Annotated in this window: 18 protein-coding genes; all 18 read right to left on the reverse strand. The window is 57.8% G+C overall.

Annotated elements, in window-relative coordinates; all coding sequences use genetic code 11:
* Positions 1 to 229 precede the first annotated feature (229 nt).
* Positions 230 to 1,792 carry a methyl-accepting chemotaxis protein gene (locus DIE21_RS35125; protein ID WP_260432595.1) on the reverse strand — a complete coding sequence of 521 codons (1,563 nt, stop codon included), beginning with the start codon at positions 1,790 to 1,792 and terminating at the stop codon, positions 230 to 232.
* Positions 1,793 to 2,016: 224 nt separating this feature from the next.
* The gene (locus DIE21_RS38215) at positions 2,017 to 2,406 is read right to left on the reverse strand and encodes a hypothetical protein (RefSeq protein ID WP_311767475.1); all 390 of its coding nucleotides are present in this window, start codon (positions 2,404 to 2,406) and stop codon (positions 2,017 to 2,019) included.
* A gap of 389 nt (positions 2,407 to 2,795) precedes the next feature.
* Entirely contained in the window at positions 2,796 to 3,743 is a 948-nt protein-coding gene (locus DIE21_RS35140) for an electron transfer flavoprotein subunit alpha/FixB family protein (RefSeq protein WP_124501946.1), read from the reverse strand.
* 16 nt (positions 3,744 to 3,759) lie between these two features.
* Positions 3,760 to 4,509 carry an electron transfer flavoprotein subunit beta/FixA family protein gene (locus DIE21_RS35145; RefSeq protein ID WP_124501947.1) on the reverse strand — a complete coding sequence of 250 codons (750 nt, stop codon included), beginning with the start codon at positions 4,507 to 4,509 and terminating at the stop codon, positions 3,760 to 3,762.
* Positions 4,510 to 4,613: 104 nt separating this feature from the next.
* On the reverse strand, positions 4,614 to 6,365 hold the full coding sequence (locus DIE21_RS35150) for an acyl-CoA dehydrogenase (protein WP_221622415.1): 1,752 nt from the start codon (positions 6,363 to 6,365) through the stop codon (positions 4,614 to 4,616).
* A gap of 95 nt (positions 6,366 to 6,460) precedes the next feature.
* Complete coding sequence (locus tag DIE21_RS35155; RefSeq protein ID WP_124501949.1) at positions 6,461 to 7,258, reverse strand: SDR family oxidoreductase; 798 nt, start codon at positions 7,256 to 7,258, stop codon at positions 6,461 to 6,463.
* 17 nt (positions 7,259 to 7,275) lie between these two features.
* On the reverse strand, positions 7,276 to 8,301 hold the full coding sequence (locus DIE21_RS35160; RefSeq protein ID WP_124501950.1) for an NADP-dependent oxidoreductase: 1,026 nt from the start codon (positions 8,299 to 8,301) through the stop codon (positions 7,276 to 7,278).
* Between the two features lie 30 nt (positions 8,302 to 8,331).
* Positions 8,332 to 9,888, reverse strand: coding sequence for a class I adenylate-forming enzyme family protein (locus tag DIE21_RS35165; RefSeq protein WP_124501951.1), 1,557 nt, complete (start codon positions 9,886 to 9,888; stop codon positions 8,332 to 8,334).
* A 43-nt stretch (positions 9,889 to 9,931) separates the two neighbouring features.
* A complete protein-coding gene (locus tag DIE21_RS35170; RefSeq protein WP_185642913.1) occupies positions 9,932 to 11,212 on the reverse strand; it encodes an acyl-CoA dehydrogenase family protein in 1,281 nt (426 codons plus the stop codon).
* A 76-nt stretch (positions 11,213 to 11,288) separates the two neighbouring features.
* Entirely contained in the window at positions 11,289 to 12,137 is an 849-nt protein-coding gene (locus tag DIE21_RS35175) for an enoyl-CoA hydratase/isomerase family protein (protein WP_124501953.1), read from the reverse strand.
* A gap of 79 nt (positions 12,138 to 12,216) precedes the next feature.
* On the reverse strand, positions 12,217 to 13,440 hold the full coding sequence (locus DIE21_RS35180; RefSeq protein ID WP_124501954.1) for a thiolase family protein: 1,224 nt from the start codon (positions 13,438 to 13,440) through the stop codon (positions 12,217 to 12,219).
* 17 nt (positions 13,441 to 13,457) lie between these two features.
* On the reverse strand, positions 13,458 to 14,573 hold the full coding sequence (locus DIE21_RS35185; protein ID WP_124501955.1) for a trans-acting enoyl reductase family protein: 1,116 nt from the start codon (positions 14,571 to 14,573) through the stop codon (positions 13,458 to 13,460).
* Between the two features lie 102 nt (positions 14,574 to 14,675).
* The gene (locus DIE21_RS35190; protein ID WP_221622414.1) at positions 14,676 to 15,596 is read right to left on the reverse strand and encodes an SDR family oxidoreductase; all 921 of its coding nucleotides are present in this window, start codon (positions 15,594 to 15,596) and stop codon (positions 14,676 to 14,678) included.
* Between the two features lie 60 nt (positions 15,597 to 15,656).
* Entirely contained in the window at positions 15,657 to 16,448 is a 792-nt protein-coding gene (locus DIE21_RS35195; protein WP_260432596.1) for an OmpW family protein, read from the reverse strand.
* A gap of 223 nt (positions 16,449 to 16,671) precedes the next feature.
* Positions 16,672 to 19,395, reverse strand: coding sequence for a LuxR C-terminal-related transcriptional regulator (locus DIE21_RS35200; RefSeq protein ID WP_124501956.1), 2,724 nt, complete (start codon positions 19,393 to 19,395; stop codon positions 16,672 to 16,674).
* Between the two features lie 172 nt (positions 19,396 to 19,567).
* Positions 19,568 to 20,743: an acetyl-CoA C-acyltransferase gene (locus DIE21_RS35205; protein WP_124501957.1), complete on the reverse strand. Its 1,176-nt coding sequence runs from the start codon at positions 20,741 to 20,743 to the stop codon at positions 19,568 to 19,570.
* 29 nt (positions 20,744 to 20,772) lie between these two features.
* Positions 20,773 to 22,872 carry a 3-hydroxyacyl-CoA dehydrogenase NAD-binding domain-containing protein gene (locus DIE21_RS35210; RefSeq protein ID WP_124501958.1) on the reverse strand — a complete coding sequence of 700 codons (2,100 nt, stop codon included), beginning with the start codon at positions 22,870 to 22,872 and terminating at the stop codon, positions 20,773 to 20,775.
* A gap of 145 nt (positions 22,873 to 23,017) precedes the next feature.
* On the reverse strand, positions 23,018 to 24,073 hold the full coding sequence (locus DIE21_RS35215) for an FAD-binding oxidoreductase (RefSeq protein WP_124501959.1): 1,056 nt from the start codon (positions 24,071 to 24,073) through the stop codon (positions 23,018 to 23,020).

Below are 24,073 nucleotides of genomic sequence, written 5' to 3' on the forward strand. Positions count from 1 at the left end.
CCGAATTTCCGCAGGATTTCCTTACCCTGGTACTCGTGAATCTTCATGCGTGATTCCCTTCAGTCTGAGAGTTGGATTGGTTCGCAGATGGCGTCGGCGTTGCCCTGTTTGGACGATTAAACTAATCAGGCTCACCACCTCGAGGGCATCTGCATTCAGCAAAGAGCTGCACGTCGGGACCTTCACGCAATAGTCATTCAAACCGCTAAAGTGCGTGGGTCGTCTCTCCTCATGCTACTCCGAGAGCCGTTGTATCTCGTCCAGAAATCTGAAACGCCGACACGGCCGCCTCCAACGTACTTGCTTGCTCCTCGAGCGATCGAGTCGCGGCTGCCGCTTGCTCGACCAGCGCGGCATTCTGTTGGGTGACGTGATCCATCTGCACAACTGCGCGGCTGACTTGCTCGATACCATGACTTTGCTCATTCGAAGCAGTAGCAATTTCGCCAATAATGTCAGATACGTGTTTGATTGCCTGTTTCACTTCCAACATCGTTGTGCCAACCGACGCTGCCTGCTGCGCGGTGTCACGGATCAAGCCGACCGACGTCCCGATCATTTCCTTAATTTCCTTCGCCGCTGCACCAGCACGTTGTGCCAGGCTCCGGACCTCACTCGCTACCACAGCGAATCCGCGTCCCTGCTCGCCCGCGCGTGCAGCCTCCACAGCAGCGTTGAGCGCGAGGATGTTGGTCTGAAAGGCAATGCCCTCAATGACGCCGGATATCTCCGAGATCTTCCCGGAGCTCGCACTGATTCTCCCAATCCCCGCTACCATTCCTTGCACTTCCTCGTTCCCAGCCTCGGCGAAATCGTTGGCTTGTACCGCGAGCATACTTGCGCGTCGCGCGTTTTCCGCAGTTTGTTTCACTGTTTCTGTCAACTCTGTCATGCTCGCGGCCGTTTGCTCGATGGACGCCGAATTGTCTTCTGTACGTGCGGACAAATCCAGATTACCGGCGGCAATTTCGCGTGACGCTCCTTTAATATGCTCAGCAGCCACCTGGATACGCCGAACAGTTCCTCCAAGCTGATGGTCCATTCGTGACAGACATTCCAGCAAATAACCCAATTCGTTGCGAGATGCAATCGTAACGCTGTTTCCGAGCCGTCCATCTGCAATCTCATTTGCGACACCGACTGCCGTGCCAAGCGGGTCAAGCATCGTTCGTACACCATAGAGCGAGCACGCGACGGCCATCAATACACTAATCGAGGCCAGGACAACAATAATGCCGCGAAAATGACGAAAATCTGATTCGGCAGAATCAACAAAATTATTTGAAGTCGATGCGATTGACAGGACCTCCGACTGCAGCGAGTTGTTAAGGTCTGTGGCCGCGACGATGAAATCGGGGATAGCGAGCCGGACAGCATTCATGTCGCCACCTTCAAGCAATCTTCCTATACGGCGCACTATTTCTACAAATCGACCGAGGCTATCTGAGGCTTTCCGATTAATATCGCGCCTCGGCAGACTGGCGTGTCGTTGAGAATAGTGCTCCCATGCCTGCTCCATTTCCACTTCATCTGCGCGGATCCGATCGCCGACCCGCTTGATTTCCTCCTGATCTGCATTTGAGTCAATTGTCGTAACTCTAATTACAATATCGAGTTGCGACTTGAAAACTTGAGAAAGCTCCTTATCCGAAGTCGAACTTTCCTCGTACTGCTGCGTCAGAAACAACTTCATCTTTGAAAGCCCGCATACTCCCGACGCGCCAATCGCGAATATGAATAAAAGAAATGCGCCAGCAGATAGTGCCATTTCAAGCTTGATGCTGCGTGTCACGCGACCCATCGCGCCCCCGATATCGCATTAACGAAATTGATGATCACCGTCTCCGGCAAATAATTACTTGGTCGACCTTATCAATAACATGGTTCTTTGAAACGCATCTCCCAAAATAACCAAACCCGACGGCTGTATTTATTGAAAATTTCGAAAATTCACAACCTCACCACAAACTATCTCTCATTCGGCAATCACAGATAGTGCAGCGACCCAGCACGCCATCAAACGCTCATCACCGGACGTTCAACCTCAGGCGGAAACACATACCACGCTCCGTCATCATGAAGGAAAAAATAAATCGCCAACACGCCTGCTGGTCGCAATGCTTCGACGCATACATAGCGTCGCCGATTCGAGGGCATACGACCAAATCGTGTTACCCGAATCGGCATAGCTGGCGTCTGCCCGAGCCATTTTTCGACCAGCGTACGCAAAGACGTATCCACCGCACCCATCAACTTCTCCTTCAACGTTGCTATGCCTGATGCAGCCAAACAATCTGCCAGTTTGAGGACAAGAAATCGTATTCCATCTGGATCTGAATTTGCTTTTTGTGGCGAGTCGTTTGAAGCGTTCATAGAAAGCAAATCGGCCACATCAGGAATACTCAACGGCGCTACCTCAATACGTATGCGTCAATGCGCACAAGAAGGATTGTCGTGCGTATGATCTACCTTACCGAGTCACGGCGCAGGTTCCCGTGGACCGCGTAGGCCTCCTTCCGCAGCTAAATTCTGATTGGGGTGAGCCTAGATTGCGCAGCTGTGCAGCAGCCTTTGCTTCGCGAATCGCGCGATCAAAGGTGATTTCCGTCGCGACATGGAGACGATCGACATGCACCAGCCATGTGTTGGACTGCCAACGCCAGCGGATACGTCGCTCCTCCAATAGATAAGCAAACCACCGCCAGACCGACGCATCCTCCGCATTTGCGGCCAATGCAGCCTCGTGGCGCGTTCGTTGCATTGAATCCATATACCCAAAATCGTTGTTAAGACAATCACTGCAGAGCGTCGGCGAAGTCCGGCACCAGTGTGAAGAGGTCGCCGACGAGGCCGTAGTCGGCCACGCTGAAGATCGGTGCTTCGGGATCCTTGTTGATCGCGACGATCACTTTCGAATCCTTCATGCCGGCCAGGTGCTGGATCGCACCCGAGATACCGACCGCGATGTACAGCTGCGGCGCGACGATCTTGCCGGTCTGGCCGACCTGATAGTCGTTCGGCACGTAGCCGGCGTCGACTGCCGCGCGCGATGCGCCGAGCGCTGCGGACAGCTTGTCGGCCAGCGGCTCCAGCACCTTCGTGTAGTTCTCGCCGCTGCCCAGACCGCGGCCGCCCGACACGATGATGCTCGCCGACGTCAGTTCCGGACGGTCCAGCTTCGTCACTTCACGGCTCACGAACTGCGACTTGCCGGCGTCGGCTGCCGCTTCGATCTTGTCGACCGATGCGCTGCCGCCTTCCGCCGCCACCGGATCGAAACCCGTCGCACGCACCGTGATCACCTTGATCGAGTCGCTCGACTGCACCGTCGCGATCGCGTTGCCCGCGTAGATCGGACGCTCGAACGTATCGGCCGAATCAACCGCCGTGATGTCCGAGATCTGTGCGACGTCCAGCTTCGCGGCGATGCGCGGCGCGATGTTCTTGCCGTAGGCCGTCGCCGGCGCGAGGATGTGCGAGTAGTCCTTCGCGATGTTCAGCGCGGTCGCCTCGACGTTTTCCGCGAGGCCTTCGGCCAGTTGCGGCGCGTCGGCCAGCAGCACCTTCGAAACGCCTGCGATTTTCGCTGCCGCATCGGCCGCCGCTTGCGCGTTGTGGCCCGCGACCAGCACGTGGATGTCGCCGCCGACGAATTTGCCAACTTCGGCCGCCGCCGCCACCGTGTTCAGCGTCGCGGCCTTGATCGACGCGTTGTCGTGTTCTGCAATCACCAGAATCGTCATTTCTTTCCGCTCCCTCTTACAGCACCTTGGCTTCGGTCTTCAGCTTCTCGACCAGCGTCTTCACGTCCGGCACCTTCACGCCGGCCGCGCGCTTCGGCGGCTCGACCACCTTCAGCGTCTTCAGACGCGGCGCGACGTCCACACCGAGGTCTTCCGGCTTCACGGTTTCCAGCGGCTTCTTCTTCGCCTTCATGATGTTCGGCAGCGTCACGTAGCGCGGCTCGTTCAGGCGCAGGTCGGTCGTGACCACCGCCGGCAGCGTCAGCGACAGCGTTTCCGCGCCGCCGTCGACTTCCCGCGCAACCGTGGCCTTGCCGTCGGCGATCGTCACCTTCGACGCGAACGTCGCTTGCGGGAGACCTGCGAGCGCCGCCAGCATCTGGCCCGTCTGGTTCGAATCGTCGTCGATCGCCTGCTTGCCGAGGATCACCAGCTGCGGCTGCTCCTTGTCGACCAGCGCCTTCAGGATCTTCGCGACGCCCAGCGGCTCGACGCCGTCGTTCGATTCGACGAGGATCGCGCGATCCGCGCCGATCGCCAGCGCCGTGCGCAGCGTTTCCTGCGCTTGCGTGACGCCCACCGACACCGCGATCACTTCGGTCGCGACGCCTGCTTCCTTCAGACGCACGGCTTCTTCAACGGCGATTTCGTCGAACGGATTCATCGACATCTTCACGTTCGCGATGTCAACGCCCGTGTTGTCCGAGTTCACGCGGACCTTCACGTTGTAATCAACCACTCTTTTCACCGGCACCAGCACTTTCATCTGCTTGCTCTCTCAATTCATCAGGTCGTTTGCCAATTCTTCAGAATTCGACGATCCACTCGGTCGTGCTTATCGATGGTTGTACGACTAGCCGTATCTGTAAGCTAGATATTGGGAAACGCCGCCTCATCCTGCGTCGCGGAACCGCCATATATCAAGGCAATCTCGAGCGCCTGAACTTGCGGCAAAACATGAGCCGCGTAGAACTTCGCGCTCGCGAGTTTGCCTCGAAGAAACTGTGCATCCCCCTTCCCAGCCTCAAGCATTCGAGACGACACAAGTGCGGCACGAGCCATCTGCCATCCGCCAGCAACAATGCCGATCATCCGCAGGAAGGGCACCCCTCCGGCAAGTACTTCAAGTGGCCGAACGGGATACGCTTCTGAGATCCAATCTGTCGCACGTCGCACTGCGGCAATACCTTCAAAAAGCGTCGCCCCAATACTGCTGAACGTCGGTTCCTGCCGAAGTTCGCCTACCGTCTGAACGACTTGTGCCAGCCAGTCGTGCAGTCTTGCACCACCATCACGAACGATTTTTCGAGTAATTAGGTCGTTTGCCTGAATTCCGGTGGTCCCTTCGTATATCGGGCAAATTAACGCGTCACGCAATGGTTGTGATGCTCCGCTTTCTTCTATGTAGCCAAGTCCGCCGTGGATCTGGATCGATGTCCGGGTCACATCGACTGCCGTTTCGGTCGCCCACCCCTTGAATACTGGGATCATGAGATCGACGAAGTCTCGCCGTTCGTCACGTACTGCCGTATCGGGATGACGATGAGCCAAATCCTGCGCAGCCGCGAGTAGGTAACCCACCGCTCGCATAGCTTCAGTCTGGCTGCGCATCGACAACAGCATTCGCCTGACGTCAGGGTGTTGAACGATTGCCACCGACTCATCACCGCCATCGGCAGGTTTGCCCTGCACTCGCTCTTCGGCGTACGCCAATGCTTGACGATATGCCCGCTCGCTGACTGCGACCGCCTCCATACCGACGTGGAATCTGGCCTCGTTCATCATGACAAACATCGTCTGAAGACCTTTATTCTCCTCGCCGACCATCCAGCCCACTGCACCGTCGCTCTCGCCGCCATAAATCATGGTGCAGGTCGGACTGCCGTGGTTTCCGAGCTTATGTTCGATCCCGGCGCATCGGACATCGTTCCGGGCTGCGGACGGAAGAAATTTAGGCACCAAGAACAGCGAAATACCACGCGCGCCGTCAGGCGCGCCAGCAGTCCGGGCGAGAACGAGGTGGACAATATTCTCAGTCAGATCGTGCTCGCCGAAGCTGATAAATATCTTTTGACCAAACAGGCGATAGGTACCGTCTCCGTTGTTGACCGCGCGCGTACGCAATGCGCCCACATCGGATCCAGCGTGCGGCTCGGTCAGATTCATCGTCGCCGACCAATCTCCGCTGACCAGTTTGGGTACGTAGACGGACTTAAGCGACTCGTCGGCTGCCAACATGAGGGCCTGGACAGCGGAGTCGGTCAAATCGGTGCAGATACAGAAAGCCTTATTCGCTCCCGTGAAAATCTCCCGCACCGCGACACACATGAGGGTCGGCAAACCCTGGCCGCCATACTCGACCGGCATCGAAACCTTGTTCCAGTCCGCCTCGATGAATTCCCGGTAGGCTTCCTTAAAACCCGGTGCCGTCGTCACCCCATCTGGCGACCAATGGGCGCCCTCACGATCGCCGACGGCATTCAACGGCGTCAACACTCCCGATGCAAAATGTGCGGCCTGCGACAGAATGGTCTCGGTCAAATCACTGTCAACCAGGCATTCCGCATTCGGCGTCTGAAACACGCGCTCGATGTCCGACAATTCACGCAAGACGAACCGCATCTCTTCGAGCGGAACAATGTACGAAGCCAATGAACAACTCCAATTAGTAAATACGCAATTGATGCGAAAGTATCTAAGCGTGAGATCGATGCGGGTTACACACCGAGTTTCCGACGCACGAGCGCACCGTAGTTATCGGGGAACAGTCTCGATATCCAGTGCAACGCGGTCGCGCCGTTTCCAACCAAAAGACGTTTGTGGCCGCGCTCAAGACCTGCTACGATTTCACGCGCGCATTCCTCCGGTGTGGTCGTCATTTGCCGCACATTTGCGGCTTTAAGCTTGCGCTCGAACTCGCTTTCGTTGACCGCCTCTGCAACCTTGCTGATATTGGTATTGATGCCGCCTGGATGGACGAGTACGGCTCGTACGCCCGTACCCTCAAGTTCTTGCCACAGCGTCTCGGTCAATCCTCGCACAGCAAATTTGGACATCGTGTACGCCGCCGAACAGGGCGTCGCCACGAGACCAAACACACTAGACACATTGACGATACATCCGTCGCGCTGTTGGAGCAGCTTCGGAAGGAACGCCTTTGTGCCGTAAATTACGCCCCACAGGTTGATTGCGAGTACTCGTTGAATTTCCTCGAACGTCGAGTGTTCAACTGTAGCCAATACCGATGTTCCGGCGTTGTTAATGACGTAGTCCACCTTGCCGAAGTGTGCGACGACTTCATCGGCGTGAAGGTAAACCGATTCCTGATCCGACACATCAAGCACATACGTGCAGACTCGTGTTCCAGTCGGCAATTGAGCAACCGTCTCCGCAAGACCGTCGCAACTGATATCGGACAGGGCAAGTGCCCCGCCGCGATACGCGATCTCCAGCGCCAGAGCGCGTCCGATTCCGGATCCAGCACCGGTTATGACAAAAACCTTATTGTTGATCACAGCGCCTCCAGGCATGTTCAGGACGGATCCGCCACTTTAAGGATCAGTTTCCCCGGGTTCTTCCCGCTAAACGGCAGCGGCAAGAGCCTCGGTGCATGCTCAAATCCGTGCACGATCTCCTCTTCGACATGAATTTTCCCTTCAGCAATCCAGCGCGCGAGTGTTTCGATCCCCTCCTGCAGACGATCGCGATAGAACAACAACAAGATGCCCTGCATATGCAGCATCTTCGTGCAGATATTCATATACTTCTTCGGCCCCGGCACATCGACAGTCGTATAGCCTGAAGCCATAGCACCACAAATGACAATGCGTCCCTTCGGCGCCATATTGTCGAGCATCACGTCCAGCATGTCGCCGCCGACGTTGTCGAAGTACGCATCGACACCATTCGGGCACAACTCGCGCAACTGATTGACGAAATCAGTTCGCTTGTAGTCGATGGCCGCGTCGTAGTGTGCCTTCTCAGTAATCCATCGACACTTTTCGGGGCCGCCTGCGATACCAATAACACGCTTGACCCCCACCGCCTTGCAGATGTCGCCCGCGATGGATCCGGTAGCGCCCGTGGCAGCCGAGATCACGACGGTATCGGTCGGCTGGACCTTCAGCACGTCGGTCACGCCAAAATAGGCAGTCAGCCCACCGACACCCAAGACGCCAAGATTCCAGGTCAATGGATAATCGGCCTTGGGCAGAACTTGCAGGGGCATCGGACCGTCGGCTCGCGCAATCACGTAGTCCTGCCAACTCATGAAACCGGTTACGATGTCACCCACGGCATATGACGGATGGCGCGACGCGACGATTTGACCAATCCCCATTGTGCGCATTGGCTCACCGATACCCACAGGCGGCAAATAGCCGCCGTGCTCGGTAATCCAAATGCGCTGACTCGCGTCATATCCGAAGTACAGCGAGCGCACCAGCACCTCGCCGTCGTTCGGCACTGGAATTGACGCTTCACGATATTCAAAATGCTCTACACCGACCATGCCGTCCGGGCGGCTACGCAACAGCCATTGTCGATTCATTTCAGTCATGTCTCGCTCCATCAATGATTTTTGTTGATGCTAAATAGCCCGCTGTGCGTTTTGCCAGTATCGAGCGCGAATATCTTTCTTCAGTACCTTGCCCACCGTACTCCGCGGCAATTGGCCAACAATCTCGACACTTTTTGGCGATTTGACGGGACCGAGACGATCACGACACAAGGCAATCAGTTCGTCCGGGGAGACATCGCCGCCGGGAATCAGTTCGACGACTGCCTTCACAGCCTCTCCCCAGGTGTCATCCGGTACACCGATCACCGCGCAGTCCTGCACCGCTGGGTGAGACCAGATCACCTGCTCGACTTCGCTCGGATAGACGTTGAAGCCGCCGCTGATAATCATGTCCTTCTTGCGATCAGTGATATGCAGGAAGCCATCATCGTCGATATGTCCAATGTCTCCCGTATGCAGCCAGCCATCCACAATAGTTTCTGCTGTGCGCTCAGGTTGTTTGTAATACCCCTTCATCACCAGATCGCCACGCACGCAAATCTCGCCGCTCGCCCCGATTGGCAACACGTGTCCTTGGTCGTCGAGGACGGCCAAGCCGTTCGACGCACATGGCAAGCCACATGCACTGAGTCTCATGTCCGAAGCGACCTGTCCACCGACAAAGTGGTCGCCTGGCCGCATGAACGCAATCGCGCCAGGCGCCTCCGTCTGGCCGTAGCCCTGAAACATGACGGGCCCGAACGCGGTCAATGCCTTCTTCAGCTTTTCCACCGACATGGGTGCTGCGCCGTACATGAAATAACGCAGCGACGAGAAGTCCCGCTTATCGATGCCGGGAATTTCGAGCAGGCGATAGATGACGGTCGGCGGCAGGAAGAACTCGGTCACACGGTGTTGCTCAATGGCGTCGAGGAGCGCACTCGGGTCCGGCTTTGAGAGGACGACCACTGTGCCTCCACGCGCAGTCGCGGACAGCGACAGGAAGCCCGCACTATGGGTCATCGGGGCCGCTGCCAAATTGACGACCGGTTCACCCGGCGCGTAGTGGACGTTCATCATCGAACTGGTAATCGACACGCCAAGGTTGCGATGCGTTTGCATCACTCCTTTCGGTGCCCCTGTGGTACCACCGGTTGGCATGATCGCCACGACATCGGACATATCGAAGTCGACCTTGGGTGGCGTCGCCGGCTGGTTCTCCAACCATGCGGTAAGCGATTCACACCCGGCAACGTTGCCGTCAATGCAGACGAAATGCTTGAGTTGTGGGCACGAGGCGCGCACCGCGTCAAGAATCGGCGCGAACGCCGCTTGGAAAAACAGGATTTCGGTATCGAAGTTCTGCAACAAGCTCACATTCTCGTCGACACTGCTGCGCGGATTCAGTGGAACCCACGCAAGGCCGGCACGCCACATGCCGAGCACGCACATCCATGCAAGTGGATGATTGCCCGCCATCACCGCCCCTTTTGCCTGCTTCTCCATGCCAGCATCGATCAGACCATGCGCGATACGGCATGTCATCGCGTACGTTTCGTCGTAACTCCATCGACGCCCATCCATCACGTATGCGGTACCGTGCCGGTTCAACATCCAGCCACGGTCAAAGAAGTCAATAATTGCCATCTTTCAGTCATCCAGTTTTCAGTCACTCGCCCGTACCGTTCGCTCAAGCTCGCGCCCAGCCATCCTGCTGGTACAACTGACTCACGAGGTAACCGTAGTGCGTCAGAAGAATATTGTTTTCCCCGTCTTCAATCTGCATCGCACGCGCGTCACGCAGGAGTTTTTCGATCGGGAATTCGCGCGTCAGCCCGACTCCGCCGAATAGTTGCAGCGACTCATTGACTACTGTCAGCATCTCTCCACTACAGAAGGCCTTTCCGGCGGCAGTGAAATACGGATGCGGACGCGGTGAGCATTTGGTGTACTCTGCGACGTGTCGAGCCATTGCACGAATGGCTTCGACCTTGACGCCAATTGCACCGATGCGATATTGCGTGAGCTGATGTTGAGCCAGCAGGGCTCCGCCCTGCCGGCGTTCATGGATGTAATTCAACGCAAGTTCGAATGCGGCACGCGCCAGTCCGGCCGAGATGTGACTCATCGCAGTACCGGCATGGGCCCATGCATACGCGTGCTTCAATTCGTAATCCTCACGCGTTGCGATTGCAAAACGGCGCGGAACTCGCACGTTGTCAAAGTAAATCTCTCCTTGCGGGAGAGCACGCTTTCCAAGCTTTTCCAACGGTTTGCCGCGGGAAATTCCCTTAAGGTCCAGCGGCACGATGATGTTGCATCCGTACGTCGTACCGTCAGGACCGTAGAAACCCTCGCCATAGTCGGCCACGATGTCCAGCAACGCGACCTGCGCAACCGCTCCGTTGGACACCCACGCCGACGTTTGACCGTTAATCACGATCTCGTCCCCGACGAAGCTCGCCTGGAGATTGCCCTTGTTGCCTTGGGAACCTGGGTAACGCTCATCTGCGTAGAGAATCAGACCATCCGACCCGCGGTCCGGCTGGGTTGCCGCCCAGCACCCCAGTTTTGCCGCGCAGATGTCGATCAACTCCTGATTACCGCTCGCCTGCGCCATCAGCATGGGCATTGCGCCAGCGCCCGTGGAAACGGCCAGGCCCGCGTCGCCCCATCCGAGTTCCTCCATCACGATGGCTTCCATACGGGCCGCTGCCGCCGGCTCCAAACCCGCCAAGGCGTCCGGCCCAAGCCCCAGCTTGGCGACCTCCAGATGGAATTGCCAGAATGGCGATCCGGGCAAATACGCCTCATCGGCCGGCATTTTGTCGATTTCACGACCAATGGGGCGCATCACTTCTGCTGCAAAACGATGCAGCGCGGCTTGCGCACCCGCCTCTTCTTCCGACAGACGTGCCTCGAATCCAGAAAGACCGACGGCAGGCAGCGGTACGTGATGGGAGATGCTCATGATTCAGCTCCTGATGACTTGTACAATCGCGTACGGTCGGACAACGGCCGATAGCCGTCGCCGCGCGACGAATGATTTACTTGGCGGATAGCGATTCCAGGATGCCGTCGATCGTGCGAGGCAAATCAAGCTCGGATTCCCTCGTTTGTCCGGTTGCAATCATTGCCTGGACAGATTGGGACATTTCCGGTTGCTGCATGCTCGCGCGCCAAGCCTCGTTTTCGTACGCAAACCCCGCAAACAGCGCATCGGCCATCATCGCAAACGCTCGCTTGCTGACTTCCCGATTAACCGCAATGGTATGCATCGAGCGCTGCGCAATGCGCTTGGCAAGCGTTTCCACGTATGCATGCAGTTCATCGTCGGGAAGAGTGCAATTGACAAAACCATACTGTTGAGCTTCGTCGCCGCTGAAATCGCGCGCACTCAAGGCGATTTCAAGCGCACGTGCTGGCCCACATGTCATCGCTAGCCGCGTGGAACCTCCACCGCACGGCAAGAATCCGCAACTTGCTTCCGGTGCGCAAAAACGTGCGGACTTACTTGCAAACCGCATGCTCATGCCCAGAACCAGTTCGAGCCCCGCGCCGCGGCATACTCCGTCGATCTTGGCAATCGTCACCTGCGGCAGGCTTTGCAGACTGATGCTCAAGGACTGCAGGATGTTGATATCGTCAAATTTTCCCTTTGCGGCTGGGTCATCGGCGGAAGCCAGAAGGTCATTCAGGTCGAAATGCGCGATGAAGAAATCGGAAATCGCGCTTTCGAAGACCACCACTTTGATCGACGGATCGAAATTCAGGCGTCCGACCAAACCGAATAATTCCTTGACCATCTGAATGGTCATAAGGTTGACGGGAGGATTGTTGATCGACACGTGCATAATTGCACCGTCGGTACGAATGGAGAGGATTCCTTCACTCATTTTCGTCTCCTACAGATTCTTTTAGTCATCGCTCGGTTGATGTCGAACGAATTACCGGGACGAACGCATCCGCGTTACGTCACCGCCCCAGAATGGTGATGGATGCAACCGCTTCCTCACCCCCATACATGCCGCCGCCGTTCTCCGCGATGCCGAAGCGCGCGTTTTCCACCTGCCGCGGCCCCGCCTCGCCCCGCAGTTGCAATGCCAGTTCGAACAACTGAGCGATCCCAGTCGCCCCCATCGGATGTCCCTTCGATTCGAGGCCGCCAGATGGGTTGATAGGGATACGCCCCCCCAAAGCAGTCGCACCAGATTCGGCCAGCACGCCACCCGCTCCAACTTCGCAGAAACCGAGTGATTCGCTCTGCAGCAACTCGCCGAACGCCGTCGCATCGTGCACCTCCGCGACCGACATGTCCGCCGAACCGACACCGGCCTCTTCATAGGCCCGTAGCGCGGCGATCCGTGTCAGCGAGCGATCCCATGCGGTGAGCGGGCGATCCGTTCCCGTTCCAACGATCGAGGCGAGGATCCTTAGGGAGCGACTCGCACGGAGTCTTCGCAAGCCCTCCGCATTACTGATGACAGCAGCTGCGGCGCCGTCAGTCATCGGCGCGCACATTGGGACGGTCAGCGGGAAGCCGATGGCGCGCGCCTCGAGCACCTCATCGACGGAAAACTCCCGGCGGAAATGTGCCGAGGGATTGAGTGTCGAATGACGGTGATTTTTAGACGATATCAGCGCAATCTGCCGCTGAGTCGTGCCGAAATCACGCATGTGCGCTCTTGCGATGCTCCCGTAGACTTCCATGAACGCGCTGCGATGACCCACGCCTGCATCGAATTGATTGCCACCAAGCTCGGTCAGGATACGCCGCAACCCGTCGGGATCATGTACGTCGAAGCCACCGTCGAACAAGCCAAGGACCTTGGCCATGTCCGGGAAGTTCATCTTTTCAACACCAACTGCCAACGCTATGTCCGCCATGCCCGACCGAACGTAGCTCACAGCCATGTGGACTGCAGTGGAGCCGCTCGCGCAGGCATTCTCGACGTTCACCATCGGGATACGCTCAAATCCCATCGACCTGAGCGCTACCTGGCCGGCCACGACAACCTGCCCTTCCAGAATGTCCTGGGCAGTATTCGAAAAGAACGCGACTTGGATATCGCGCTGCTCCGCGCCAGCATCAACCAATGCGCCTTCGACAGCTTCGCGCGTCAGATTCTTGACTGAGCGCTCGGGAAACACGCCGAAGCGTGTCATGCTGATGCCGGCAAGATAAACAGGCTCTTTCATCGTTGTTCCCCGGTACTTCACACAACGCGTTGATGCGTTACGCTGGCGAGACCTTGGGCTTGCAGTGCGCCAATCAATTCGCGATGACCGAACACCTCAGACGGGGACCGGAATCCGGCCACGCGCGGCGTGCCACGAATCAGCCGCATCGCACAATACGCCTGCAGTGCACCCGTCATCAGATAACCGCCAGTCCCGTAGATGGTGCAGGCCGATGCAACGTTGTTTCCGCGACCGTGGCACCAATCCATCGAGCGATGGACGTTTCGCGACTCGCGCGGAGGCATCGACGGCGTCATGTTCGCGGCCAGCTTGTCGAGGAGTGGAATCAATTGCTCATCGGGAATCCACTGAAGTTGAACCTTGAAGGCGCGCTCCAGCTCCATAACACGCTTGTAAATGTCCTGATTCGACAGGGCGACGGCCATCTTGCAGTTGCGCACTCGCGGATCGTCATGAAACCAGACCGGATTTGCCGTACCGCCCCAGTGCGTAGCCTTGAGTACCGAGCCGCCCGGAATCTGGATATCTCGAACCTCCACACCGCGATATTCGACCAGCTCGTGGTCAGCAAGATATCGCGCCTTGTTACGAACGATGTCGAAAATGGACTCTGTGGATGCCTGCGTCGGAACGGCAACGCCATAGGCGAACATGTCGAGCGAATCGACACCTTCGGTCTCCAGGCAGAATCGAGCGGTGATCTCACTAACCGCATACATGTATGCTAGCGAAGGGACGAGCACGAGACCGGCCTTCTCGAACTCGGTACCAAAGCGCTCCTTGACGTCCAGCATATAAGCCTGTTCGCCCGTAGTATCGAGGTAGTGAATCCCCGCCCGCAAAGCAGCCTCGATGACGACTGGCCCCTTTCGAGTGAACGGTCCGACCGTGTTGCATACAACGCGGCGCCCCTGGAACAGTTTCGTTAGCGATTCGACATCGTGCTCGACTTCGACAATTTCATACCGTGCATCGTCAATGCCGGGCACCACACGCATCGCTTCTTCGATCCGAGCGCGACTGCGTCCCGCCGCCACAAAGGGAATGCGGGCATCTCGCAAGTACTCGGCAATGAGCCGACCGGTGTAACCGCTCGCGCCGTAAATTACGACGGGGTAGTTGCTGCTCATGTGCTGTCTCCTTGATTTCGTTCTTTGCGCCGGCATCCGGCGCATCATCTTTCACAAGCCCTTGCGCGGGTCCGCCAGACCAACTAAACCACGGCCTGTTGCTTATTCTGGCGGAGTCCCCCTCGCGTCCGCCCCTCCCATCGGGAGGGGGGAACCCATGGTTCGCTGCACGTCCCGTAATGCGTGCGTCAGTCCAAGCGCGCTGAAAATCAATCGATCGAACTGCCGATCCGACAGGAATCTGCCGATCCACCAGAGTGGATCCAGCGGATAGCGCGTTTTCGGCTTTGCTGCAGTCAAGGCGTGACGAACCGCGTCTACGACTGTGCGTGCGTCTTTTGCCTTTCCCTCTAGCCGCGCCATTTCACGCTGAAACGACTCCCAGAGCGGCTCGTACGCGGTCTCTGAGAAGCGTGACACGGGACTCTGCGCTTCAGTTTTCCTGAACATCGACGTTTTAACGAAACCCGGCTCGATCGCGATTACGTCAATACCGTAGATCTTCAACTCACGACGAAAGGCCTGTGTCACCGCTTCAATTGCGTGCTTCGTACCCGCATACGCACCAAAGAATGGGACAGTAATGGCACCGCTTACCGAACCAATATTCACGATCCGGCCAGGCCGATGCGGTGAATCTGCTTTCGCACCAAGTAACGGAAGAAACGCTTGCGTCACTTGAATCACACCTAGCACGTTAACCTCGAACAGCGCGCGAATCTCATCGATAGGTAAATGCATCAGCGGACCACATACGCTGATACCAGCGTTGTTTACAAGTGCACCTAACCCGCGAGCGCCGACGATCGCCTCGACACGACGAGCAGCCGATTGAACTGCTTGTGAATCAGTGACGTCGAAGCACAGTGGTATAAAAGAGGCGCCGAGCTCAGCAGCCAATCGCTCCCCGTCCTCGGGATTGCGAACACTGCCAAACACCTGATAGCCATCCTCGACAAAAGACCGAGCAAGCTCAAGGCCAATCCCACTCGAGACCCCCGTCACTACAACGGAATGAATCACTTCCCCCTCCTTTCAAGCACACGTTCGTCATTTGAGTCGCGCAAATTTTTCGGCTGCGAGCTAGAACGTGTACGAAACGTTGAGGAAGGTCATCACGGGACGGAGCCGCACCTTGGTTTTGCTCACTACTTCCATACCGGAGGCGGTGCGCCCGGTTAGCGTGACATTGGTATCAAGCGGTACGTATGCGAGCATCAAGCCTGCCGACCAGTGCGAGTTGATTCGATAATCCAATCCAGCCTGAAAGACCGGGTTCCACGAACTGGAGGCAGACACCGCCGCAGACCCGCCAGGCCCAAAGCTGTTCTGTACGAACGTGCCATTGGTTACGCGGGCGTTGGAAAACCACGTGTAATTCACGCCAAGCCCGACGAAAGGGCGAAATCGGGTTTGGGGCTCGCCGAAGTGATAGCGAAGCACGAGTTCGGGTGCCCATGTCCGCGCATCTCCAAGCAAACCATAACTATTGAGGGATCCACGGCCCTCTAACTCAGTTCGCCCAGGCCACCCGCCCAATATCGAGACTCCGATGTGATCTGTGAAGTAGTGTTCGACAGTGAATCCCATCGTATCTGCGCTGCGTGCCCCCGCCCCAGAACCGGGTACCGGCGTATCCGTAGCGACTCCGCCAATACTGATGATGCGCAGTGGATCGCTGCCGGTCTGGGGCGCACTATGAACCCATCCAACGCTGACTGTGTTAGTCCCCGCGCTCTGGGCGTGAGCACCGCTTCCGGCCGCTGCAATAAAGATTGAAGCCCCCAGCCGGACCACCCGGACATAGTTCCACCGCATCATCGTCGTCTCCATGTATTTGTCAGCTTTTCCGTGCTTGCAGAGAGCAAGATTCACGGCCGATTCATCCGGCGCTTTGCGCGCTCACGTAAATCGTAAAGACACTCTATTCCGCCGATGGCTAAAGCCGCCCCTCCCACGGAGGGAGGGGACACAGGAGGGCATGGGAGAGATGTGGAGTGAAGTGGAACTGCGAGGAGGCGTCGGCGGCACAACCGCCGCCATCATCGCGCGCTATCCGATGGAGATCGGGGAGGCAGACGAACTTAATGAAGGGCTGTCAGGCAACGGAACTCGCGGTGCTCGCAGTTGCATCTAAGATCCCAAGGAGACGGCCCCGCTTGACGGCATGGCCGCGTGTTCCGGCGTCGAGCTTAGCGAAAATGTTCTTAACGTGCCACTTCACTGTACCAGCACTGATATCAAGCACAACTGCAATTTGCTTATTCGACATGTTTGTCGCGATCAAGCTCAGAATTTCACGTTCTTTCGGGGTCAATAGGGCGTTGGCATAAACGCCATCGTGTTTGGTCGTATCGTGCGTTTCGCTCAGCGCTCGTAGATCTCCAACGGTTCGAGTGGGAAGCAGCTTATCCAACTCGAAGTCAGAACAGTGGGTCACCTCTTTCATACGTTCCATTATGTCGGGGTGGGTTTCGAGTAACGTGCGTATCATGCCGCTGGCTCGCGCAAGGCTAGCCGACTCTTTGAACAGGTTCGATACATCGCTGTTGGTACTGTGCTGCAAGGCGACGGCCCGCAGGAGTCGAATTTCAACGCCGTCGCGTCCAAGATTCATCTCATCGGCAAGACGGGCACTTATATCCAAATGTCTCAATGCCGTCGTCCAATCACAAACGGCAAGCGCCTGGTCTGCCAAGGCACGTGCGGCGTGAATGGCCACCCAAGGCTCGATCGCCGAGCGATTCACCACATCGGGTCCGCGGCAGATCCCATCCAGCTTTGTGCACAGGCGCTCAGCGGTTTCTGGTCGACCAGCTCTTGCGTGCAGTCTGATCTGTTCGCAAATGGATGCAATCTTCAGTCTCGGCATACGGCGCGCTTCGCCTAGATCCTCCAATGCATCGAGATATTCGAAGGCATGGGATTCCGGTCCCTCGTGCTTTGCAAGTCGTGCCAGGGTCAGATAGCCAAGCATGACTGCCTCTGGCACTCCGGTTCTTTCGAGTACGTCGAGCCGATAAGACAGAATAGCCAGCGGCTCCGCCGTCCCACCCATTTCCCAAAGCGCAGCGGCAAGTACTGTTGCCATCATGCAGCATACCGGGCTACGCCGCCCCATATCCTGCTCACATCGCGTCAGAGCCGGCCGTAAATACTGCTCGACCGTGCGGAACTTGCCCTCCCGGAGATACGACAGACCGATACCAAAATCAGCAAAGCCGCTGGAATAATCGGCTGAATCCGTTGGTCTCGCTTGCGCGGCCTGGATCCAGAAGTGCCGAGCTTTTCGCAGATCTCCTTGCTGAAAACTGAGAAACCCCAACACATTTTTGTAGATGCGCCAAGTCTTCTCATCCAACTCCGGCGGAGCTTGAATAATCGACTGATTGACAGATCGAAGGAAGCGCTCTGGTTGATCATCGAAGCTGGCAGCAACGGCAGAAATCAGTGCCGCCTCAAACTTTTCACGTGCATTGTCACCGCAATCGGAGATGATGTAGTTAATGATTCTCTCGGCCTCATCGCTCCTATTTGTCAACGCGAGCGACCACGCAGCAGCGGTCCACAACGCCGGACGCCGCCGAAGTTCACTCGACGGAAGTCTGTCCACCCATTTGAGAACCTCAGATATGTTCCCTCTGAAACCAGTTTGGTAAAGCGTCTTTTCAGCAAGTTCATAGGCGACCTCTTCATGTTCCGCTAACAAGGCGTGGCGGGCTGCCTCCTCATACAGCCCATGCTCACGCAACCATTCGCATGCGCGTTCAGAGATTCCACGCTGCTCCTCCCGAGAAAGCAAGCGGAAGCGTGTCAAAAGAAAGTCACGTGCAAGGCCATGCATCCGCATCCACGGGGCACCTTCCGCTCGCATGAAGACTGGCGTGTCTCGCTCCAGACGTGCAAGCAGATCGGGCACATCGCACTGAGGAAATACTGACGAACAAAGGTCCGGGTGAATAGTGTCGAAGATGGCAACTCGCATCAAAAAATCGTATGCATCCGGCGCAAGCCGGTCGATCAAGTTTTCGACGAAATAACGCTGTACATCACCGGCAGTTGCCGATATTCCACGGATCGCGGCACTGATATCGTGGCTCTTTCTTAACGTCGCAATGACCAACTGGAGACCGAGCGGCCACCCATCCGTCCACTCGTGCAAACGCCCCGCAGCCTCCACACCAATTTCGTCTCCCAAGTGCTTGCCAATCGCGGCGATTGTTTCGTCATAAGTGAAAGCGAGATCATCGCTCGCCAAGCGAGCAACCATGTTAGGGTCGGCAATCTCCGGGACATCCAGGGGCGCACCGGCGCGAATGGAAACGATAACCTGCAGATTGGCCGGCGCATTGCGAATCAGGTAAGCAAGCGCATCATGCATCCGATCTCCCCGAGCGCGTTCGACGTTATCGACCATGAGTACAACGGCGAAAGGAAGGTCGGCAATCTGCGCGAGCACACCCGTGAGCGCTACCACGCCCGACTCTTGGTCGCGAAGCCAACGCAAGAGCATCGGATCCACGCATTTCTGGGTAGTTGCTCGCGTGAGTACGTAGCCAATGGCCCGGGCAAAGCGCATAGCGTCGTCGCATTCATCAGCCGTAAACCATACGACAAATTCGCCCGCCGCTTGAGCATCCCGACGCCATTGCATCAACAAGGACGTCTTTCCAAAGCCCGCAGGTGCTTGAACGCAAATTGCGGACTTGTTTGCCCCCCCAAAATGGCGCAGGCCAAGACGTCCTCGTGAAATCAACGCCTCGCTTATACGCGGAGGCGTTGTCTTTAGGACCAGATGCGGATCCAGTTTCTCGAAGTCCATTCCTTTAGATCATACCGAATGCAGACATCTGATTTTGCAAGCTGAGCATCTGGGCAGCCATCGGAAGATGCCCGTATTTCGAGACATAGCGACTGGAATTCCCATGCGTCAAAAAATTACGGCAGTCATCTGAATGCGGTGGTTCAGATGCACAAACAGTCTCAGACAGGCATCAAAGAACTTCAAGAACGGCGGCCGCCCCCATCCCGCCGCCGATGCACATAGTGGTAACCACCCTCTTCGCGCCGCGCCGCTTTCCCTCGATTAAGGCGTGGCCAACCAGACGTTGACCCGAAACGCCGTAAGGATGGCCGACCGCAATCGCGCCGCCATTTACGTTCAGTCGGTCATTTGAAATGCCGAGACGGTCTCTACAGTGGATCACCTGTACTGCAAACGCCTCGTTCAGCTCCCACAGGTCGATGTCCTCGATACCAAGGCCAAGGCGTCGGAGCACCTTCGGCACCGCAAACACGGGGCCGATCCCCATCTCATCGGGTTCGCAGCCAGCGACTGCGAATCCGAGGAATCGACCGAGGGGCGTCAAGTCGTGGCGGCTCGCGTAACGCTCGCTCACCACGACGCAAGCGCCTGCGCCGTCGGAAAATTGACTGGCGTTACCTGCAGTAACGCCCCCCCCAGGCAAAGCCGAGCGCAATCCGGCCAAGTTCTCCTTCGTAGTGCCCTCTCGCATTCCTTCATCCTGCGAGACCTCCACTTCGCGGGTTACCAAGCCCCGGGCGCGATCCGCTATCCCCATGGTGACTGTGATGGGTGCAATCTCGTCGGCGAACTTCCCTTCCGCGCGGGCCGCGCAGGCCTTCTGCTGACTAGCCGCGCCATACTCGTCCATCGCTTCTCGCCCGATCCCGTATCTCTGGGCAATCCGCTCTGCGGTTTGCAACATCGGCCAGTAGATCGCCGGCGCCTTCCGCTCGAGATCCGGGTCGGAGAGCATGTGGTGGTTCGATTCATTTTGCACACAGGAAATGCTCTCCACGCCGCCGGCGACGTAGACGTCGCCTTCATTCGCCACAATACGCTGCGCTGCAAGCGCAATAGCCTGAAGTCCAGACGAGCAGAAGCGGTTGACCGTCAAGCCCGACACGCCGGTCGGTAGATCGGCCATCAGGGCAATCTGGCGAGCAATATTCATCCCAGTCGCCCCTTCTGGGAAAGCGCACCCCATTATTACGTCGTCGATGGCATCGGCCGCGACGCAGGCACGGTCAACTGCATGCTTGACCACGTGGCCGCCCAATGTGGCCCCGTGCGTCATGTTGAAGGCGCCCTTCCAGCTCTTGGCGAGAGGCGTGCGTGCGGTGGAAATAATCAGTGCATTTGTCATGGTTCTTGGCCCTAGTTACACGCTGGCGTTCAGCGGAGAGACTTGCCTTCGTCGGCGAGTCGAACGAGAAGGGATGCTGGTTCCCAGAAGCGTGCATCAGTCGGGTTGCGACGCTGAATCCGCTTCATCGCTCGTACAACATCGGCAAGGCCGACCTCGCTGGCATGGAACATCGGACCACCACGGTAAAGCGGGAAGCCGTAGCCCGTGAGGTACACGAGATCGATGTCGCCGGCCCGCGCAGCGATACCATCCTCTAGAATTCGCGCGCCCTCATTGACGAGCGCGAGAACCAGGCGTTCGACAATTTCCGTGTCGGAGATTCTGTTTAACTGCACGCCGAGAGACTCGCGGTGCTCCCGCAGCATCTGCTCGACCACCGGCGACGGCATCGCGTCGCGCGTGCCCACAGGGTAGTCGTACCAACCACCGCCTGTCTTCTGACCGTGGCGCCCGAGAGCATGCAGCCGGTCAGGTGCAGTGCTGTATTGCTCATCGTGGCCATCAGCTTTGCGCCGCTGGCGAATCGCGTAACCAACGTCGTTGCCGGCCATGTCGGACATCCTGAACGGCCCCATGGCGAATCCGAACGCTTCAATCGCCTTGTCCACGCGCTGCGGCGATACACCTTGATCCAGCAGCAACCCAGCTTGCCGCAGGTATGGTTCGAGCATGCGATTGCCGATGAAGCCGTCACAAACGCCGGAAACCACGGCTGTCTTGCGGATCTTCTTTGCCAAGGCCATCGAGGTGGCCAGCACGTCGTCAGCCGTCCTTTCCCCGCGCACCACCTCGAGCAAGCGCATTACGTTAGCCGGACTGAAGAAGTGCAGACCGACAACATCCTGTGGACGCTGCGTGAAGGAGGCGATGCGGTTCAGATCCAGCGTCGAGGTATTGCTCGCGAGAATGGCCCCGGGCTTCACAGCCTGATCCAGTTGTTCGAAGACCTGCCGCTTGACATCGAGGTTCTCGAACACCGCTTCGATCACAAGATCGGCGTCGCGGATTTCGTTGTAGGACAACGCCGTACGCAACCGCTGCATGCGCTCGTCCGCCTGCGTTGGCATGAGCCTGCCCTTCTTCACCTGTGCGTCGTAGTGACGACGAAGCGTCGCAACGCCGCGGTCGAGCGCTTCACGGTTCGCATCAAATAGGATCACGGGCAGGCCGGCATCGATGAAGTTCAACGCAATGCCGCTCCCCATCGTGCCGGCGCCAATCACCGCCACGAGGGCGATCTCGCGGCGAGGAGTATCCTCGGGTACGTCGGCGATCTTCGCTGCGGCCCGTTCGGCAACAAAAGCATGGCGCAGCGCCCGCGACGGCTGTGACGACAGCAACTGCAGGAAGATCTCAAGCTCGTGGGCCAGTCCCGCGTCAAACCGCTGCGTCGTCGCCGCTTCGACGGCGTCGACACACCGCAACGCCGCCGGGAAGTGGCGCGTCGTGGACTTGAGCATGTTACGGGCAAACTGAAAGTACGCGTCGCCCTTCGGATGGTGACACGAAAGATCGCGCAACAGGGGGAGCGGGCGGACGCCAGCAACATCGCGCGCAAACGCCAACGCCTCCTCGAGCAACGTATCGCAAGAAGTCGCGACCTTGTCGATCAATCGTTGGCCGTCCAGCCCAGCCAGCACCTCACACGCGGCGGACTCACCACTGGAGATCAAATTGAGCGCCTGCTCCACACCGATCGCGCGCGGCAGCAGCTGTGTTCCGCCGGCACCCGGCACCAATCCGAGCTTGACTTCCGGCAGGCCGAGCTTGGTGCCTGGCGCCACAACTCGATAGTGACAGCCCAGCGCGATTTCCAACCCGCCGCCTAGAGCCGATCCGTTGACCGCGGCAACTATCGGCTTCTCGGACCTCTCCAGCTCCCGGATGACGGATCGCAAGTTCGGATCGGCGAAAGCATTGGCAGAGTCAAACTCGTGGATGTCAGCACCACCGCTGAAAGCACGACCTGCCCCGGTGAGGACTACAGCACTCACTGTGACGTCCATCAGAGCCCGTTCAATGCCAGCAATGATTGCGCAACGAGTCGCCAAGCCCAGCGCGTTGACGGGTGGGTTGTCAATGGTAATTACGGCCACGTCGGCATAAACGGCGTAGTCGGCAGTCATGCAGTTTCCTGAAGGTGAAAGTGAATGGAGCGGCCGCCATCCTCATCTGCCGTATGTGGCGATTGTGAGTCTAGCGGGATGCCGCAGATGCAGGGTGCATCGGATGCGTCAGTGCCGCATACTTGGCATGTCAGCGTTTGAAGTGCTATTCGGTTTGCACCCGCTCAATACGACTAACGAATGCATCACTGAAAAAACTCGTCACGGGCAGCCTGTTCGCTTGTGTGAAAGCGCTGCGCGCGGCATCGACCATCAGCGGGTTGCCGCAAGCATAGACTTCATGGCCGGATAAATCCGGCACATCGGCAGCCACAGCTTCGTGAACAAAGCCAGTCCGCCCCCACCATCCAACCTCGGGGTCGGAAAGCACCGGTACGAAGCGCACGCGCGCATCGTTCTGCGCCCATTGCTCGGCCTCTTCGAACGCATATAGATCCTCGCGCCGGCGCCCCCCCCAGTACAACGCGGCTCCCCTCGCTGCCAACTCGACGCCATGCGCCTTGATGAATGCGGCGATCGGCGCATAGCCGGTACCAGAGGCCAGCAGTACCACCGGACGGTTCGATTGGGACAATGCAAAAGCGCCGAAAGGTCCTTCAATGCGGACTAGATCGCGCGGCTTGAGCGACTGATACACGTGGTTGGAAAATCGACCGTCGGGAATCGCGCGGACATGCCATTCGATGAGGCCGGTGTCGTCAGGCGCATTGGCCATCGAGTAGCTGCGACGCGTGCCATCGCGCAGAAGCACATCGACATACTGCCCCGGTACAAAGCTGAATTCCGTGCCAGACTGCACCTGCAGCCGAACTATCGCGACATCGTGGCTGACATGCTCAACCGATTGCACGCGCGCCCCGGCCTGAACGATGCGCCGGCCCGGCTCCGTAGCGACTTCCGGCGATTCGAGCACTAGGTCGCCAATTGGCATAGCCATGCAGGTCAAGCATTGGCCGGTAGCGATGTTCCCCGGAACAAACCCATCCGGATAGTTCACGGCACCGCTGACGATACGCGCGGCGCAAGCGTTGCACTCACCGCGCCGGCAACTGTGCTTCGGAAAAAAACCCGCCGCTATGGCGCTCTCAAGTACAGCTTTGCCTGGCGCGCAGTCAACGGTCGCACCGCCCGGCAGGAAGGTCACGCGATGGAGACCATTCGCAATGGAATCGTGGGCTGCGGCCAGCGTTGCGTCTGTCAT

The organism is Burkholderia sp. Bp9140, assembly GCF_003853425.1.
Taxonomy (GTDB): Bacteria; Pseudomonadota; Gammaproteobacteria; order Burkholderiales; family Burkholderiaceae; genus Burkholderia.